The 19,360-nt window shown below is 74.7% G+C and carries 3 protein-coding genes; all 3 read right to left on the bottom strand.

Annotated elements, in window-relative coordinates:
* A partial coding sequence (locus ACS04_RS39800) for a type I polyketide synthase (RefSeq protein WP_425337862.1) occupies positions 1-3,631 on the bottom strand: 3,631 nt, incomplete at its 3' end.
* Positions 3,632-3,659: 28 nt separating this feature from the next.
* Entirely contained in the window at positions 3,660-14,363 is a 10,704-nt protein-coding gene (locus ACS04_RS30895) for a type I polyketide synthase (protein ID WP_048480123.1), read from the bottom strand.
* A gap of 56 nt (positions 14,364-14,419) precedes the next feature.
* Entirely contained in the window at positions 14,420-19,321 is a 4,902-nt protein-coding gene (locus ACS04_RS40185) for a type I polyketide synthase (RefSeq protein WP_048480122.1), read from the bottom strand.
* Positions 19,322-19,360: the final 39 nt, after the last annotated feature.

The following is a 19,360-nucleotide window of genomic DNA, read 5'->3' as shown; positions in this document are numbered from 1 at the left end:
CCTGAGCCTGAGCCGCCAGCGGACGCCACGCGATCTCGAACAACGACTCCGGCCGACCCGCACTCAACTGCTCCTGCGACACCGGACGCGACACCAGCGAGCCCACCGTCAGGACCGGCTGCCCCTCCGCGTCGGCCACCGTCACGGTCACCGTGTTGGGGCCGGAGGGGGCGATGCACACGCGCAGCGCCGGGGCGCCGCCCGCGTGCAGGGCCACGTCGTTCCACGAGAACGGCAGGACCGTCGACTCGTCGGTGCTCGATCCGTCGTCGATCAGCGCCACGTGCATGGCGGCATCGAGGAGGGCGGGGTGCAGGCCGTACCGCGCCGCGTCGGCGTGCGCCTGCTCGGGGAGGGAGACCTCCGCGTACAGCGATTCGCCTGAGGTCCAGGCGGCCTTGAGGCCCTGGAAGACGGGTCCGTAGTGGTAGCCGCGCTCCAGGAGGAGCTCGTACGCCCCGTCCACCGTCGTCGGGGTGGCGCCCGGCGGCGGCCACTCCGTCAGAGCGGCGGCGGGCAGGCCCGAGCCGCTGACCAGGGTGCCTTCCGCGTGCCGCGTCCATACGGGCTCGGTGGCGTTCTCGTCGCGGGAGTGGATGGTCACCGTACGGCGCCCGGATCCGTCGTCCGCGCCGAGCCAGACCTGTACGGCGGCCCCGCCGCGCTCGGGCAGGATCAGCGGGGCGTGCAGGGTGAGTTCCTCGACCGCGTCGCATCCGACCTGGTCGCCCGCGCGGATCGCGAGTTCGACGAAGCCGGTGCCGGGGAAGAGGATGCTGCCGAGGACGTCGTGGTCGGCCAGCCAGGGCTGGCTGTCGACGGAGAGCCGCCCGGTCAGGACGACCTCGCCGGAGTCCGCGGAGGCGATCGCGGCGCTCAGCAGCGGGTGTCCGACGCTCTCCAGGCCCGCGGCGCCGAGCCCGGCGCCCTCGCCGCCCGTGGCTTCCAGCCAGTACCGCTGCTGCTGGAACGCGTACGTCGGCAGATCGGCCCAGCGGTCCTCGGTGGCGCCGAAGTACGCGGCCCAGTCGACGGGGACGCCCTGGTTGTGGGTACGGCCGACGGCCGCGAGCAGTTCGCGGGCCTCGGGCCGCTGTCGGCGGCAGGAGGAGATGAAGGCGGTGCCCTCGACGTCGCCGACGGTGGCGCTCGCCAGGGCGGTCAGGATGGCGTCCGGGCCGAGCTCCACGTACGTCTCGACGCCGCGGCCCTGGAGGTACTGGACGGTGTCGGAGAAGCGGACGGCTTCGCGCAGGTGGCGGGTCCAGTACTCCGGGGTACCCCAGTCCTCGCTGAGCTCGCCGTGCACGCCCGAGACCACCGGGATGGCGGCGGGGTGGTACGTCACGGACTCGGCGACGGCACGGAACTCCGCGAGCGCCGGATCCATCAGCGGGGAGTGGAAGGCGTGCGAGACACGCAGCCGGGTCGTCTTGCGGCCCAGTCCGGTGAAGGCTGCCTGGACCGCCTCGACGGCCTCCTCGGCCCCCGACACCACGATCGACCGCGGGCTGTTGATCGCCGCGATGCCCACGACGTCGGAGACGTACGGAAGGACTTCCTCCTCCGTGGCTTCGATCGCGGCCATGGCTCCACCGGCCGGCAACGCCTGCATGAGGCGGCCGCGCGCGGTGACCAGTCGGGCCGCGTCCTCCAGGGACAGCGCCCCGGCGACGTGCGCGGCGGTGATCTCGCCGATGGAGTGGCCGGCCAGGAAGTCCGGCCGCACCCCCCACGACTCGACCAGCCGGAACAACGCGGTCTCGATCGCGAAAAGAGCGGGCTGGGTGTAGGCGGTGCTGTTCAGCAGCGCCTCGTCCGATCCCCACATGACCTCGTACAGCGGGGTGTCCAGGTACTCGTCCACGGCCGCGACCACGGCATCGAGCGCCTGCGCGAACACCGGGAACGCGGCATGCAGTTCACGCCCCATCCCCAGACGCTGCGCACCCTGACCCGTGAACAGGAACGCCGACTTGCCTTCCCGGACGGTGCCCTGCACCACCGCGGCGGACGTGCCGCCCTCGGCCAGGGCGGTCAGACCGGAAAGGAGCTCCTCGCGGGTCTCGCCGAGGACGACGGCCCGCTCGTTCAGCCGGGCGCGCCGGGTGGCCAGCGCCCGGCCGGTGACCGCGAGGTCCGCCTCGTCCAGGGTCTCCAGGTGCGCGATCAGGCGTTCCGCCTGAGCGCGCACCGCCGCGGTCGTCCGGCCGGTCAGCGTCCACGGCACCAGCCCCGGCACGAACGCGGGGGCCGCGTCCTGCGGTTCGGTGCCCGCGTCGGCACCGGTCTCGGGCTCGGCGGGCGCGGGCGCCTCCTCGACGATGACGTGGGCGTTCGTACCGCTGAGGCCGAAGGAGGAGATGCCGGCCCGGCGCGGGCGTTCGCCCGCCGGCCATGCGACCGGCTCGGTCAGCAGCCTGACGTTGCCCGCCGTCCAGTCGACGTGCGGGGTGGGCTCGTCGACGTGCAGGGTCCTGGGCAGGACGCCGTGGTGGATCGCCTGCACCATCTTGATGACGCCGGCGACACCGGCCGCGGCCTGGGTGTGGCCGAGGTTGGACTTGAGGGAACCGAGCCACAGCGGCTTGTCGGCGTCCCGGTCCTGCCCGTACGTGGCGAGCAGCGCCTGGGCCTCGATGGGGTCGCCGAGGGTGGTGCCCGTGCCGTGGGCCTCGACCACGTCCACGTCGGCCGTGGTCAGGCCGGCGTTCTCCAGGGCGCTGCGGATCACGCGGCGCTGGGACGGGCCGTTGGGGGCGGTGAGTCCGTTGCTGGCGCCGTCCTGGTTGACGGCGGAGCCGCGCAGGACGGCCAGGACCTGGTGGCCGTTGCGGCGGGCGTCGGAGAGGCGCTCCAGCAGGAGCACGCCGACGCCCTCCGACCAGCCGGTGCCGTCGGTGGCGGCGGCGAAGGACTTGCAGCGGCCGTCCTTGGCGAGGCCGCGTTGGCGGCTGAACTCGACGAAGACCTCGGGGGTGGACATGACGGCGACGCCGCCGGCCAGGGCGAGGGTGCACTCCCCCGCCCGCAGGGCCTGTGCCGCGAGGTGCATGGCGACGAGCGAGGAGGAGCAGGCGGTGTCGAGGGTCACGGACGGGCCCTCGAAGCCGAAGGCGTACGAGACGCGGCCGGAGGCGATGGAGCCGGTCGCGCTGTTGTACGCGTAGTCGTGGTACATCATCCCGGAGTAGACGCCGGTCTTGCTGCCCTTGAGGGTGTCCGGGTCGATGCCGGCCCGCTCGAAGACCTCCCAGGACGCCTCCAGCAGCAGGCGCTGCTGCGGGTCCATGATCAGCGCCTCGTTGGGGCTGATCGAGAAGAGGGCGGGGTCGAAGCGGTCCGCGTCGTGCAGGAACCCGCCCTTGTTGACGTACGTGGTGTTGGGGCGCTCGCCCTCGGGGTCGTACAGGCCCTCGACGTCCCAGCCCCGGTTGACGGGGAACTCCGAGACTCCGTCGCGTCCCTCGTCGACGAGCTGCCACAGGCTTTCGGGGGAATCGACCCCGCCCGGGAAACGGCAGCTCATGGCGACGATGGCGATCGGCTCGCGCGCGGCGGCCGACAGGTTGCGGTTCTGCGTCCGCAGCCGGGCGGTCTCCTTCATGGACGCCCGGAGCGCGTCGAGCAGCTTCTGGTCAGAATCGGACATCGGCTTCTCACATTCCCTGTATCGCGTCGTCCAGCCCGAGACCGTCGAGCGCCATGTTGATCAGACTCTCGGCGTCCATGTCGTCGATCGCCTCTTCCTCCGCGGCGACCGCCTTGGACTCCGTGGTGTGCGTTCGTCCGTCGGCGAGTTCGAGGAGCGTGTCCACCAGGCCCAGTTCGCGCAGGCGGGCCATCGGGACGGTCTGGAGCAGGCGGCGGATCCTGCCCTCGTCGGAGTCGGGGTCGGGGCCGGGGCCCGCCCCGTCGTTTCCTTCCCTCGGCCGGAGCTCCTCGGCGAAGTGCTCGGCGAGGGCCTGGGAGTTGGGGTAGTCGAAGACGAGCGTGGCCGGCAGTCGCAGTCCGGTGGCCTCGGCGAGGCTGTTGCGGAACTCGACGGCGGACAGCGAATCGAATCCGAGCTCCTTGAACTCGCGGCTCTTGCCGATGGAGGCCGCCCCCGCGTGGCCGAGGATCGCGGCCGCGTGGGCCCGTACGAGGTCGACCAGCTCGTCGGTGCGAGCGGCCTCCGACAGCCCGGCCATGCGGCGGCGGAAGGCCGTCACGTCGACCGTGGAGCCGGAGTCCGCGCGGCGGCGGGAGCGGGCGGGGACCAGGCTGCGGAACAGGTCCGGGAGGTCGGTGGCGCCGCGCATCGCCTTCGTGTTCAGCAGGATCGTCACGAGCGCGGGTGCGCCGAGGGCGTGGGCCGCGTCGAACACCTCGGTGCCCGCGCCGGCCGTCAGCGACTCGATGCCGATCCGGCTCATGCGGCCGCTGTCGGCGGCGGCCAGCTCGCCGGCCATGCCGCCGCCGGCCTCCTCGGCCGTCCACGGTCCCCAGGCGAGGGACTGGGCGGGCAGGCCCTGCGCGTGACGGTACGTGGCGAGGGCGTCGAGGAAGGCGTTGGCGGCCGCGTAGTTGGCCTGGCCCGGGTTGCCGAGGACGCCGGCGACCGAGGAGAAGAGGATGAACGCGGCCAGGTCCAGGCCCGCGGTCAGCTCGTGCAGGTGCAGGGCGGCGTCGACCTTGGGCCGCAGGACCGCGGTCAGGCGCTCGGGCGTCAGCGAGCCGAGGACGCCGTCGTCGAGGACGCCCGCCATGTGGACGACACCCGTGAGCGGGTGGGCCGCCGGGATGCCGGCCAGGAGTGCGGCGAGGGCTTCGCGGTCGGAGGTGTCGCAGGCGGCGATCTCCACCTCGGCGCCGAGTTCGGCGAGTTCCGCGACGAGTTCGGCCGCGCCCTCGGCCGCCGGTCCGCGGCGGCTCGTCAGCAGCAGGCGGGTCACCCCGCGCCGGGTGATCAGGTGCCGGGCGAAGAGGCGGCCCAGCATGCCCGTGCCGCCGGTGATCAGTACGGTGCCGTCGGCGGCGAACTCCTCGCGCTCGGTCGTGGCGGTTTCCGCCGCCGCCCGTACGAGGCGGGGGGCGAGGACGGCCGCGGACCGTACGGCGGCCTGCGGCTCGCCCGAGGCCACGGCGAGGGCGACGTCGGCGAAGCCGCCCGCGTCCGCCGCGTCCGCGTCCGTGTCCAGGAGGACGACGCGGCCGGGGTTCTCCGACTGCGCGGTCCTCACCAGGCCCCAGACGGCGGCGCCGGCCAGGTCGCCCACGCCCTCGTCCGCCACCGCGACCGCACCGCGGGTCCGGACGACGAGCGTGGAGCCCTCGAAGCGCTCCTCGGCGAGCCATTCGTGCAGGACCTCCAGGGCCTGGCCCACGGCGGTGTGCACGGCGGCGGCATCCGTACCGGCGGGCGCGTCCCAGACGACGGTGTCCGCGACCGGGCCTTCGCCGAGCGCCTGCCAGGCGACCACGGACCGGCCGTCGGCGCCCGCGGCTGCGCCCGAAGTCTGCGGCTGCGGCTGCGGCTGCCAGTCGATCCGGAACAGCGCGTCCCGGACCGTCGAGCTGCTCCCGGCCGCCCCTTGGCCGGGGGCCAGCGGGCGCAGCATCAGCGAGGCGAGCGAGGCCACGGGGGCCCCGGAGGTGTCCGCGAGGTCGACCGCCACCGAGCCCTCACCGCGGGCCGAGACCCGTACGCGCAGGCCGGAGGCTCCCTCGGCGGAGAGCGAGACGCCGGTGAGGGCGAAGGGCAGGGCGGCCTCGCCGCCGGTCACGCCGGACAGCGCGACCGGGTGGAGCGCCGCGTCAAGCAGCGCGGGGTGCAGGCCGTAGCCCTGCGGCTCGACCCCGTCGGGCAGGACGACCTCGGCGTAGACGTCGTCGCCGGAGCGCCAGGCGGCCCGCATGCCCTGGAACACGGGGCCGTAGGCCAGGCCGGCCTCGGCCACGTCGGCGTAGAACCCGTCGAGGTCGACCGGTTCGGCGCCGGCGGGCGGCCAGGCCGTCGCGTCGAAGGGGCGTACGGACCCGGCGGCCGCGTCGGCGCCGAGCGTGGCGAGCGTGCCGACCGCGTTGCGTACCCACGGCAGGTCCTCGTCCTCGCCGCGCGAGTGGAAGGTCACCGGCCGGCGGCCGGCCTCGTCGGCGGCGCCGACGCCGACCCGTATCGCGATCCCGCCGTGCTGCGGGAGCACCAGCGGTGCCTCCAGGGTGAGTTCGTCCACGACCGGGCAGCCGATCCGGTCGCCCGCCTGGACGGCGAGCTCGATGAAGCCGGTGCCGGGGAAGAGCACGCTCTCGCCGACCCTGTGGTCGGCCAGCCAGGGCTGGGCGGAGACGGCGAGCCGGCCCGTGAGCACGATCCCGTCCGTGTCGGGCGCCGAGATGACCGCGCCGAGCAGCGGGTGGTCGACAGACGACAGGCCGAGGGAGGTGGCGTCGCCGCCGCCCTGGCCGTCCGGGATCCAGAACCGCCGGCGCTGGAAGGCGTACGTCGGCAGGTCGACGCGGCGTGCGCCGGTTCCGGAGTAGTACGTCTGCCAGTCGATGCGCGAGCCCGAGGTGTGCAGGTGGGCCAGGGCGGTGAGCAGGGTGCGGGGCTCGGCGCGGTTCCCCCGCAGGACCGGCTCGATGACCAGGTCCTGCCCGGGGGCGGACTCGCCGTCGAGGGTCGTACGGGTCAGGGCCGACAGGATGGCGTCGGGGCCCAGCTCGACGAAGCGGGTGACGCCCAGGCCGTGCAGGTGCCGGACGGTGTCGCAGAAGCGGACGGCCTCGCGCAGGTGGCGGGTCCAGTAGTCCGGGGTGCCCCAGTCCTCGCTGATCTCGCCGTGGACCCCGGAGACCACCGGGATCTTCGGCTGGTGGTAGGTCACGTTCTCGGCGACCAGGTGGAACTCGGCCAGGACCGGGTCCATGAGCGGCGAGTGGAAGGCGTGCGAGACGCGCAGCCGGGTCGTTTTGCGGCCGAGCCCGGTGAAGACGGCGGTGATCGCGTCGACCGCCCCTTCCTCGCCGGAGACCACGATCGAGCGCGGGCTGTTGATCGCGGCGATCCCGACCGTGTCGCTGAGGTGGGGCAGGACCTCCTCCTCCGCGGCCTCGACGGCGGCCATCGCGCCGCCCGCGGGCAGGGCCTGCATCAGACGGCCGCGGGCGGCGACGAGGCGGGCGGCGTCCTCCAGGGAGAGGACCCCGGCGGCGTGTGCGGCGGTGATCTCGCCGATGGAGTGGCCGGCCAGGTAGGCCGGGCGGACGCCCCAGGACTCGACGAGCCGGAAGAGCGCCGTCTCGATGGCGAAGAGGGCGGGCTGCGTGTAGGCGGTGCTGTTCAGCAGCGCCTCGTCCTCGCCCCAGATGACCTCGTAGAGCGGGGTGTCGAGGTAGGCGTCGAGTGCGGCGACCACCTCGTCGAGGGCGGCCGCGAACACCGGGAAGGCGGCGTGCAGTTCGCGTCCCATGCCCAGGCGCTGCGCGCCCTGGCCGGTGAAGAGGAAGGCCGGCTTGCCGTCCCGTACCGCGCCCCGGACCGCTCCGGCGCCGGTGAGGGCGGTGGCGGACGCCCCGCCGGCCAGCGCGGACAGTCCGGCCAGCAGCTCCTCGCGGCTCGCGGCGACCACCGCGGCGCGGTGCTCGTGCGGGGTGCGGGAGGTGGCGGCCGAGTAGGCCAGGTCGGTCAGGCCGGTGGGCGAGAGCTCCGGGTCCCCGGTGACGTGCGCGTGCAGGCGGGCGGCCTGCTCGGCGAGGGCCTCGGGGCTGCGGGCCGAGAGCACGACCGGTACGAGGGGCAGTGCGCGCGGTTCACCGGCCGGGGCCGTCGCCTGCGGTGCCTCTTCGACGATCACGTGGGCGTTGGTGCCGCTGAGGCCGAAGGAGGAGATGCCCGCCCGGCGCGGGCGCCCCGCCTGCGCGGGCCAGGGGACCGGCTCCTGGAGCAGCTTGACGTTGCCGGCCTCCCAGTCGACGTGCGGGGTGGGCTCGTCGATGTGCAGGGTCTTGGGCATCAGCCCGTGGCGCAGGGCCTGGACCATCTTGATGACCCCGCCGACGCCGGCGGCGGCCTGGGCGTGGCCGATGTTCGACTTGAGGGAGCCGAGCCACAGCGGCTTGTCCTCGTCGCGGTCCTGGCCGTACGTGGCGAGGACGGCCTGGGCCTCGATCGGGTCGCCGAGGGTGGTGCCGGTGCCGTGCGCCTCCAGGACGTCGACGTCGGCGGTGGTGAGGCCGGCGCCTTCCAGGGCGGCGCGGATGACGCGCTGCTGGGAGGGGCCGTTGGGGGCGGTGAGCCCGTTGGAGGCGCCGTCCTGGTTGACGGCGGAGCCGCGTACGACGGCCAGGACCCGGTGGCCGTTGGCGCGGGCGTCCGAGAGCCGCTCCACGACGAGCACGCCGACGCCCTCGGACCAGGCGGCGCCGTCTGCGGCGCCCGCGAAGGACTTGCAGCGGCCGTCCCTGGCCATGCCCTTCTGGCGGCTGAACTCGACGAACACCTCGGGGTCGGACATGACGGTCACGCCGCCGGCCAGGGCCAGGGTGCACTCGCCGGAGCGCAGTGCCTGGACGGCCAGGTGCAGGGAGACGAGGGAGGAGGAGCAGGCGGTGTCGACCGTCATGGAGGGGCCTTCGACGCCGAGGACGTAGGAGACCCGGCCCGAGGCGATGCCGCCGGTGGACGCGTTGTGCGCGTAGTCGTGGTACATCATCCCGGAGTAGACGCCGGTGCGGCTGCCCTTGAGGGTGCGCGGGTCGATGCCGGCGTCCTCGAACGCCTCCCAGGAGGCCTCCAGCAGCAGGCGCTGCTGCGGGTCCATGATGAGCGCCTCGTTCGGGCTGATGCCGAAGAAGTCGGGGTCGAAGTCGCCGGCGTCGTGGAGGAATCCGCCCTGGGCGACGTAGCTGGTGTCGGGGCGGGCGCCAGTGGGGTCGTAGATGCGGGCGAGGTCCCAGCCGCGGTCCTGCGGGAAGTCGGAGATGGCGTCGACGCCGTCGGCGACGGCCTGCCACAGGCCCGCGGGCGAGGTGATGCCACCGGGGTAGCGGCAGGCCATGCCGACGATGGCGATGAGCTCGTCGTCGGCGGTGGCAGCCTTCTTGCGGACGGCGGCGGGCCGCGCCGCGGCGGCCGGCAGTCCGGACACCTCGGTGAGCAGGTGGCGGGCGAGGCCGAGCGGGTTGGGGTAGTCGAAGACGATGGTGGCGGGCAGGCGCAGTCCGGTGGCCTCGGCGAGCCCGTTGCGGAACTCGACGGCGCGCAGGGAGTCGAAGCCGAGCTCCTTGAACGCCCGTTCGGGTTCGATGGCCTGGGTGGAGCTGAAGCCCAGTACGTCGGCGACCTGGCGCAGCACCAGCTCGACGAGCACCTCCTCGCGGTCGGCCTCGGGCAGGGAGGCGAGACGCTGCTGGAGGGCTCCGGCCTCGATCTTCCCGCCGGCCTTGCGGCGGACGGTGACCGGGGCGAGGGAGCGGAACACCTCGCGGGCGCCGGCGCCCTGGGCGCGGATCGCGCCGAGGTCCAGCTTGACGGGGACCAGGGTGGCGTCGCCCGCGGCGCGGGCGGCGTCGAAGAGGGCGACGCCCTCGTCGGAGGAGATCGGGTAGACGCCGCCCTGCGAGATGCGGGAGCGCTCGGCGTCGGTGAGGGCGCCGGTCATACCGCTGGCCTCGCCCCAGAAGCCCCAGGCGAGGGACTGGGCGGGCAGGCCGTGGGCCTGCCGGTGGGCGGCGAGGCCGTCCAGGAGGGCGTTGGCCGCGGCGTAGTTGGCCTGGCCGGGGTTGCCGAAGATTCCGGCGACGGAGGAGAAGAGGACGAAAGCGGCGAGTTCGGCGTCGGCGGTGAGCTCGTGCAGGTTGAGGGCCGCATCGACCTTGGGGCGCAGGACGTTGTCGACGCGCTCGGGGGTGAGCGAGCCGAGGATGCCGTCGTCGAGGACGCCGGCGAGGTGGATGACCCCGGTGAGGGGGTGCTCGGCCGGTACGGCGGCCAGCAGCGCGGCGAGGGCCTCGCGGTCGGCGGCGTCGCAGGCTGCGATCTCCACGTGCGCGCCGAGTCCGGTGAGCTCGGCGGCGAGTTCGGCGGCGCCTTCGGCGTCGGGTCCGCGGCGGCTCGTCAGCAGCAGGCGGCCGACGCCCTGCTCGGTGACGAGGTGGCGGGCGAAGAGCCGGCCCAGCATGCCGGTGCCGCCGGTGAGCAGGACCGTGCCGTCGGCGGCGAAGCGCGGCGCCTCGCCGCCGTCACCGTCGCCGTCCGTGGCGGTGGCGGTGGCGCGGACCAGGCGGGGCGCGTACGCGACCCCGTCCCGTACGGCGATCTGGGACTCGCCGGCGGCGTACGCGGTGAGGACGTCGGCTTCGGTGGCCGCGTCGGCCAGGACGATGCGGCCGGGGTTCTCGGACTGGGCGGACTTGACCAGGCCCCATACGGTGGCGCCGGCCAGGTCGGTGACGTCCTCGCCGGGGCGGGCGGCGACGGCGCCGCTCGTACGGACGACCAGGACCGAGCCGGCGTAGCGCTCGTCGGCGAGCCATTCGCGGGCGACGGCGAGGGCTGCGTGCGCGGCGGTGCGCGCGGCGTCGGCGCCGGTGCCGGCGGGGGCGTCCCACAGGACCACGTCGGCGAGTTCGCCGTCCTCGGTCCGCGAGGCCTCCCAGGTGGTGAGCGAGGCCTCGGCGGCGGCCGCCGGGAGGGGCTGCCAGTCGATGCGGAACAGGGCGTCGCGGGTGAGGGAGCGGTCCTGCGCGAGCCGGTCGTCGGTGAGCGGCCGCAGGACGAGGGAGTCCACGGACGCGACGGGCTGTCCGGCCGAGTCGGCGAGGTCGACGGCGACCTCGCCGTCCCCGAGCGCGCTGACCCGTACGCGGACGGCGGCGGCGCCCTCGGCCGCGAGGGTGACCCCGGACCAGGCGAACGGCAGGGCCGCCCGGTCGCCGGTGACGCCGGTCAGGGCGACGGTGTGCAGGGCCGCGTCGAGGAGCGCCGGGTGCAGTCCGTACGCGGAGCCGTCGGCGGAGTCGGGCAGGGCGGCCTCGGCGTACACGTCGCCGTCCAGGCGCCAGGCGGCGGTCAGGCCCTGGAACACCGGGCCGTAGTTCAGGCCCTCCGCGGCGACGTTCTCGTAGAAGCCGCCGAGGTCGACGGGCTCGGCTCCGGCGGGCGGCCAGGCGGTGGTGTCGAAGTCGCGGGAGGGGGCGGCGGTGCGGCCGAGGGTGCCGACCGCGTGCCGAATCCACGACAGGCCGGTGTCCTCGCCGCGCGAGTGGACGGTCACGGCCCGGCGGCCCGCCGGGTCGGGGGCGTCGACGGTGACCCGTACGGCGACTCCGCCGCGTGCGGGGAGCACCAGCGGGGCCTCCAGGGTGAGTTCCTCGACGGTGGTGCAGCCGGCCCGGTCGCCGGCCAGGACGGCCAGTTCGACGAAGCCGGTGCCGGGGAAGAAGACCTGGTCGCCGACCCGGTGGTCGCCGAGCCAGCCGTGGGTGGCGGTGGAGAGGCGGCCGGTCAGCGTGAAGCCGTCGCTGTCGGGGGCGGTGACGACGGCGCCGAGCAGCGGGTGGCCGGCCGGGTCGAGGCCGGCGGCCTCGACGTCGCCCGCGGCGGCGGGGGCCGGGGCCCAGTAGTGCTCGCGCTGGAAGGCGTACGTCGGCAGGTCGACGGGGCGTGCGGGCGCGGAGCCGTGAAAGAGGGTCCAGTCGACGGGCGCGCCCGCCACCCAGGCCTCGGCCAGCGAGGTGGCGAACCGCTCGATGCCGCCTTCACCGCGGCGCAGCGAGCCGACGGGAGCGGCGCTGACGCCGACGGCGGAGACGGTCTCGGCGAGGCCGACGAGCAGGCCGGGGTGGGGGCTCGCCTCGACGAAGACGGTGAAGCCGTCGTCGAGGAGGGCGCGGGTGGTCTCCTCGAAGAGGACGGTCTGGCGCAGGTTGCGGTACCAGTAGTCGGCGTCGAGGGTGGCGGTGTCGACGGGGGCGCCGAGGACGGTGGAGTAGAAGGAGACGTCGGCGGAGCGCGGGGTGATGCCGGCGAGGGCGGCGCGGACCTCGTCGCGGATCTCCTCGACGAAGACGGAGTGGGAGGCGTAGTCGACGGGGATCTTGCGGGCCTGGACCCCTTCCGCCTCCAGGTGGGTGTACAGCTCGTCGAGGTGCTCGGGGTGGCCGCAGACGACGACCGAGGTGGGGCTGTTGACGACGGCGAGCTGGAGGCGGCCGTCCCAGCGGGCGATGAGCTCGCGGACCTCGGCGGAGGGCAGGCGGACGGACATCATGCCGCCGCGCCCGGCCAGCCCGGTCCGGATGATCTTGCTGCGGAGGGCGACGACGCGGGCGCCGTCCTCCAGGGACAGGGCGCCGGCGACGGTGGCCGCCGCGATCTCGCCCTGGGAGTGGCCGACGACCGCGGCCGGCTCCACGCCGAACGAGCGCCACAGCGCGGCGAGGGAGACCATGACGGCCCACAGCACCGGCTGGACGACGTCGACCTCGTCGTACGTGGGGGCGCCGGGCTCACCGCGTACGACGTCGAGGAGGTTCCAGTCGGTGAAGAGGGCGAGGGCTTCGGCGCACTCCCCCATCCGCGCGGCGAACACCGGCGAGGAGTCGAGCAGTTCGACGGCCATGCCGATCCACTGCGAGCCCTGGCCGGGGAAGACGAACGCGACCTGCGGGGAACCGGAGGCGGTGCCGCGGACCAGGTGCGGGGCCTTGCCGCCGTCGGCGAGGGTGTCGAGGCCGGCCAGCAGGGCGTCGCGGTCGCCGCCGAGGACGACGGCGCGGTGGTCGAAGGCGGTGCGGCGGGTGATCAGGGCGTGCCCGATGCCGCCCGGGTCCTCGTCCTGCGCGCGCTCGCGGACGAACGCGGCGAGCTTCCCGGCCTGCCCGCGCAGGGCCTGGGCGCTGCGCGCCGAGACCACGTACGGCAGGACCGGGGAGGCGACGGCGGGGGCCCCGGAAGCCTCCGGGGTCCCGGCGGTCTCCTCGGCGGCCGGCTCGGGCGCCTCCTGGAGGATGACGTGGGCGTTGGTGCCGCTCAGGCCGAAGGCGGAGACTCCCGCGGTACGGGCGTGGTCCTCGGCCTTCGGCCAGGGCAGCGCTTCGGTGAGCAGCTCGACGTGGCCGGCGCTCCAGTCGACGTGGCTGGAGGGCTCGGAGACGTGCAGGGTGCGCGGCATCAGGCCGTTGCGCATCGCCATGACGGTCTTGATGACGCCGCCGACGCCGGCCGCGCCCTGGGCGTGGCCGATGTTCGACTTGAACGAGCCGAGCCGCAGCGGGCGCTGGGCGGTGTGGTCCTGGCCGTACGTGGCGAGCAGGGCCTGCGCCTCGATCGGGTCGCCGAGGGTGGTGCCGGTGCCGTGGGCCTCGACGAGGTCGACGTGGGCGCCGGGGATCTGGGCGTTGGCGAGGGCCTGGCGGATCACCTTCTGCTGGGCGGGGCCGTTGGGCGCGGTGAGCCCGTTGGAGGCGCCGTCCTGGTTGATCGCCGAGCCCTGGATCACCGCGAGGACCTCGTGCCCGTGGCGGCGGGCGTCGGAGAGCCGCTCCAGGAGGATGACGGCGGCGCCCTCGGCCCAGCCGGTGCCGTCCGCCGTGTCGGAGAAGGCCTTGCAGCGCCCGTCGGGCGAGAGGCCCTTCTGCTTGCTGAACGCGACGAACGGGGACGCGGTCGACATGATCATCACACCGCCGGCGAGGGCCAGCTTGCACTCGTTCTGGCGCAGCGCCTGCGCGGCCAGGTGGATGGCCACCAGGGAGGAGGAGCAGGCGGTGTCGACGGTGAACGCGGGGCCTTCGAGCCCCAGGGTGTAGGAGACCCGGCCTGAGATGACGGACGAGGCGCGCGAGGTCGCCATGAACGCCTCGACGGCTTCCGGGACGCCTTCCTCGTAGTCGCCGTAGTCCTGGATGCCCGAGCCCATGTAGACGCCGACCTGGCTGCCGCGCAGGGTCTCGGGGTCGATGCCGGCCCGCTCGAACGCCTCCCAGGACACTTCCAGGATGAGGCGCTGCTGGGGGTCGGTGCCCTCGGCCTCCAGCGGGCTGAGCCCGAAGAAGCCGGGGTCGAACATGCCGGCGTTCTCCAGGAAGCCGCCCTGGTGGACGTAGCTCGACCCGGGGGCGTCGGGGTTCGGGTCCATCAGGGCCTCGAGGTCCCAGCCGCGGTCGGTGGGCATGCCCGCCACGGCGTCGCGGCCCTCGGCCACCAGCTGCCACAGCTCTTCCGGCGTCGTGATCCCGCCGGGGTAGCGGCAGCTCATGGCCACGATCGCGATCGGCTCCCGCGTCTGAGCCTCGACGTCCTGGAGCCGCTGCCGGGTCTGGTGCAGATCGGCCGTGACTTTCTTCAGGTAGTCGAGGATCTTCTCGTCATTTGCCATGTCGGGTCTCACCGAGTCCTTTTGATGAATGTGTCGGCTACGTGCTCGGGGCTCGGTCAGGCCAGGCCGAGTTCTCTGTCGATGAAGGCGAAGACGTCGTCCGCCGAAGCGGATTCGAGCTGGTCGCGGACCATCTCGCCGGTTCCCTGGAGGTCGGTGAGCCTGCCGACCAGGGCTTGCAGCCGCGAGGTGATCCGGCTGGAGCGGATCTGCTCGATGTCGAGGGAGGCGGCGAGCTCCTCGAAGCGGTCCAGCTCGGTGAGCACGTCGGCGGGGCCGCCGTCGCCGTCCTGGAACAGCTCGGTGCGCAGGAACGCGGCGAGCGCGGCGGGGGTGGCGTAGTCGAAGACCATCGTGCTCGGCAGGTTCGCGCCGGTCGCCTCGCTGAGGCGCGCGCGCAGTTCCACGGCGGCGACGGAGTCGAAGCCGAGGTCCTCGAAGGCGCGGGTCGGCTCCAGCTCCGCCGGGGAGTCGTAGCCGAGCAGCGCCGCGACCTTGCCGCGGACCAGGTCCAGCAGGGCGCGGGTCTGCTCCGCCTCCGGCTTTCCGGCGAGCGAGGCCACCAGGGCGGATCCGCCGCCCGCCGCCGCTCCCCCGGCGGCGCCTTCGAAGACGGCGCGTACCTCGGGCAGGGCGTTCAGCAGTGGGCGGGGCCGGGCCAGGGTGTAGGTGGGGACGAAGCGCTCCCAGTCGAACTCGGCGACCACGAGGTGGCTCTCGTCGTGCTCGACGACCTGGCGCAGGGCGCCGACGGCGATGGAGGGCCGCATGGCGGGCGCGCCGATCCGGCGCATCATGGCGCCGAGTTCGGCGTCGACCATGCCGCCGTCCCACGAGGACCAGGCGACGGAGGTGACGGTACGGCCCTGGGCGCGGCGGCGGTGGGCGAGGCCGTCGAGGTGGGCGTTGGCGGCGGCGTAGGCGCTCTGGCCGGCGCTGCCCCAGACGGCCGCGCCGGAGGAGAAGAGGACGAAGGCGTCCAGCGGGCGGTCGGCGAGGAGTTCGTCGAGGAGGAGGGCTCCGGCGACCTTGGCGTGGCCGACCTCGGCGAACTCCTCCAGGGAGAGGTCGTGGAGCGGGGCGATGCGCTGCATCGCCCCGGCCGCGTGGACGACGGCGGTCAGCGGCTGGTCCTCGGGTACGGAGTCCAGGACCCGGGCCAGCGAGGCGCGGTCGGTGACGTCGCAGGCCTCGATGCTCACCCGGGCGCCCAGGGCGGTCAGTTCGGCTTCGAGCTCGTCCATGCCGGCGGCGGCGCGGCCGCGGCGGCTGGTGAGCAGCAGGTGTCCGGCGCCCTCGGCGGCGAACGTACGGGCCACGTGGGCGCCGAGGCCGCCGGTGCCGCCCGTGATGAGGACGGTGCCGCGGGGCTGCCAGGTGCGGCGGGGCTCCTGGCCGGCGAGGGGGGCGCGCACGAGGCGGCGTACGAAGACGCCCTGCGGGCGCAGCGCGACGGCGTCCTCGCCGGAGGTACCGGTCAGCAGCGAGCACAGCTGCCGGGCGGCGGCCGGGTCGAGGGCGGCGGGCAGGTCGACGATGCCTCCCCAGGTCTGCGGGAGGTCCAGCGCGAGGGCTCCGGCCAGGCCCCACAGGGGGGTCTGGGCGAGGGACGCGACCTCGTGGGAGCCGGCCACGGCGGCCGCCCCGTCGGTGGCCAGCCACAGCGGGGCGCTCAGCCCGGCGTCGCCGTGGGCCTGTACCAGGGTGACGGTGGCGGCCAGGCCCCGGGTCAGGCCGGGGTGTGCGGGGTGCGGCCGCTCGTCGAGGGAGAGCAGCGAGAGCACTCCGGCGGCGGTACGGCCGCCCAGCGCCTCGGCGAGGGCGCCGCGGTCCTCCCCGTCGACCTCGACGGTCTCGGGGGCGGCCCCGCTGTCGGCCAGCGCCGCGAGGACGGCGGCGACCCGCGGGTCGGCGGCGTGCTGCGGGCTCACCGCGACCAGCCAGGTGCCGGTCAGGACGGGGGCGGGCAGGGCCTCGGGGGCGGGCTGCCAGACGACGCGGTAGCGCCAGGAGTCGAGGGTGTACGCGTCCTGGTGGCGGCGGCGCCACTTCGAGAGGGCGGGCAGCACCTCGTGGAGCGGCTCGGCGGCGATCTCCAGCCGGCCGGCCAGGGCGTCGACGTCGGCGTGCTCGACGGACTCCCAGAAGGCGGTGTCGGCCGGGTCGGCCGCGCCGCCGGCGCCGCCCCGTGCGGCGGCGAGCAGGCCCGGGGTGGCCGGGACGGCGTCGGCCCAGAAGCTGCGGTGCTGGAAGGCGTAGGTCGGCAGCGCGAGGCGGCGGGCCGGGCGGGCGGCCGGGCGGGCCGCGAAGAGGGCCGGCCAGTCCAGGGCGGCGCCGCGGGCGTACGCCTGGGCGACGGCGGCCAGGAGCGTGCGCTCCTCGTCGCGGCCGCGGCGCAGGGCGGGGGCGACGACCGCGCCCGCCTCGGCGGTGAGCGAGTCGGCTGCCATCGGCGTGAGCGCGGCGTCCGGGCCGAGTTCCAGCAGGACGCGGACCCCGTCGGCCTCGATCGCGCGCAGGGCGTCGGAGAAGCGGACGGCCTCGCGGACGTGGCGGACCCAGTAGTCGGCGCTCTGGAGCTCGCCGTCCCCGGCCGGGCGGCCGGTCAGGTTCGACACGACGGGGATCCGGGCCTCGTTCCAGGTCACGCTCTGGGCGACGGCGCGGAACTCCTCCAGCATCGGGTCCATCAGCGGGGAGTGGAAGGCGTGCGAGACCCGCAGTTCCTTGGTCTTGCGGCCGTCCTGCCCGAAGTGGGCGGCGATGGCCCGTACGGTGTCCTGCTCGCCCGAGACGACCACCGCGCGGGGGCCGTTGACCGCGGCGATGCCCACGCCGTCGGTGAGGTGGGGGCGGACCTCCTCCTCGGTGGCCTGGATCGCGGCCATCGCGCCGCCCGCGGGCAGGGCCTGCATCAGGCGGCCGCGCGCGGCGACCAGACGGGCCGCGTCGGCGAGGTCGAGGACCCCGGCGGCGTGGGCCGCGGCGACCTCCCCGATGGAGTGGCCGGCCAGGACGTCGGGGCGCAGGCCCCAGGAGCGGACGAGCCGGAACAGGGCGCTCTCGACGGCGAACAGCGCGGGCTGGGCGTAGGCGGTGCTGTTCAGCGCCTGCTCGTCGTCACCCCACATGACGCCCTTGAGCGGGGTGTCGAGGTGGGCGTCGAGGGCGGCGGCCGCCTCGTCGAGGGCGGCGGCGAAGACGGGGAAGGCGGCGTGCAGTTCACGGCCCATGCCCAGGCGCTGGGCGCCCTGCCCGGAGAAGAGGAAGGCGGTGCGGACGTCGGGCTCGGCCACGGCGCGGGCCGCGTCGCCCGGGACGTCCCCCTCGGCGAGGGCCGTCAGGCCCCGTACGAGCTCCTCGCGGTCCGCGGCGAGGAGGACCGCGCGGTGCTCCAGCGCGGCGCGGGTGAGGGCCAGCGAGTGGCCGAGGTCGCGTACGGGCGCCTCGTCACCGGCGGCGTCCAGGGCGCTCAGGTGGTCCAGCAGGTTGGCGGCCTGGGCGCGCAGCGCGTCGGCGGTCTTCGCCGAGAGCGGCAGCAGCGCGGGGGCGAGGGCTTCGGGGGCCTGGGCTTCGGGGGCCTGGGCGCCCTCCGGGGCCTCCTCGGCCGGCGCAGCCTCGATGATGACGTGCGCGTTGGTGCCGCTGAGGCCGAACGCGGAGACGGCGGCGCGCCGCGGCTCCCCGGTCTCGGGCCAGTCGACGGCCTCGGTGAGCAGCCGGATGTTGCCCGCCGACCAGTCCACCTTGGGGCTCGGCTCGTCGACGTGCAGGGTCTTGGGCAGGACGCCGTGGCGGATCGCCTGGACCATCTTGATGATGCCGCCGACCCCGGCCGCGGCCTGTGCGTGCCCGATGTTCGACTTGATGGAGCCCAGCCACAGCGGCTTGTCGGCGGGGCGGCCCTTGCCGTACGTGGCGAGCAGCGCCTGCGCCTCGATGGGGTCGCCGAGGGTGGTGCCCGTACCGTGCGCCTCGACCGCGTCGACCTGGTCGGCGGTGAGCTGCGCCCCGGCCAGGGTCTGCTCGATCAGCCGCTGCTGGGACGGGCCGTTGGGAGCGGTGATGCCGTTGGAGGCGCCGTCCTGGTTGACGGCGCTGCCGCGGATGACGGCGAGCACCGGGTGGCCGTTCCTGCGGGCGTCGGAGAGCCGCTCGACGACGAGCATGCCCGCGCCCTCGCCCCAGCCGGTGCCGTCGGCGGCCGCGGCGAAGGACTTGCAGCGGCCGTCGGGGGCCAGCCCGCGTTCCTGGCTGAAGCCGACGAAGGAGGTCGGCGTCGCCATCACGGTCACGCCGCCGGCCAGGGCCAGGGAGCATTCGCCGGCGCGCAGGGCCTTGACCGCCCAGTGCAGGGCGACGAGCGAGGAGGAGCAGGCCGTGTCCACGGTGACCGCGGGGCCCTCCAGGCCGAGGGTGTACGCGATGCGGCCGGAGGCGATCGAGCCGAGACCGCCGATCCCGCCGTCGGAGGGGTAGTCGTGGTAGACGACGCCCGCGTACACGCCGGTGCGGCTGCCGCGCAGCGAGTGCGGGTCGATGGTGGCGCGCTCCAGCGCCTCCCAGGAGGTCTCCAGCAGCAGGCGCTGCTGGGGGTCGGTCTCCCGCGCCTCCTTCGGGCTGATCTTGAAGAAGTCGGCGTCGAACCGGTCGGCGTCGTGCAGGAACCCGCCTTCCCGGGCGTACGACTTGCCGGGCGTGCCCGGCTCCGGGTCGTACAGCCCGTCGACGTCCCAGCCCCGGTTCAGCGGGAAGCCGGTGATCCCGTCGCCGCCGGAGGCCACCAGGTCCCACAGGTCCTCGGGGGAGCCGATCCCGCCGGGGTAGCGGCAGGCCATCCCGACGATCGCGATCGGCTCGTGCTCGCGGGCCTCGGCCTCGCGCAGGCGCCTCTTGGCGCTCTGCAGGTCGGCGGTCGCACGCTTGAGATAGTCGCGGAGTTTGTCCTGGTCAGGCATCTGAAGTCAACCAATCTGAAGCCAACTGTGGATCGCGGC

It is taken from the genome of Streptomyces roseus (assembly GCF_001044425.1).
Lineage (GTDB): Bacteria > Actinomycetota > Actinomycetes > Streptomycetales > Streptomycetaceae > Streptomyces > Streptomyces roseus.
The sequence above is the reverse complement of the archived record's forward strand: the minus strand, read 5'-3'. Positions and strand labels throughout refer to the sequence as shown.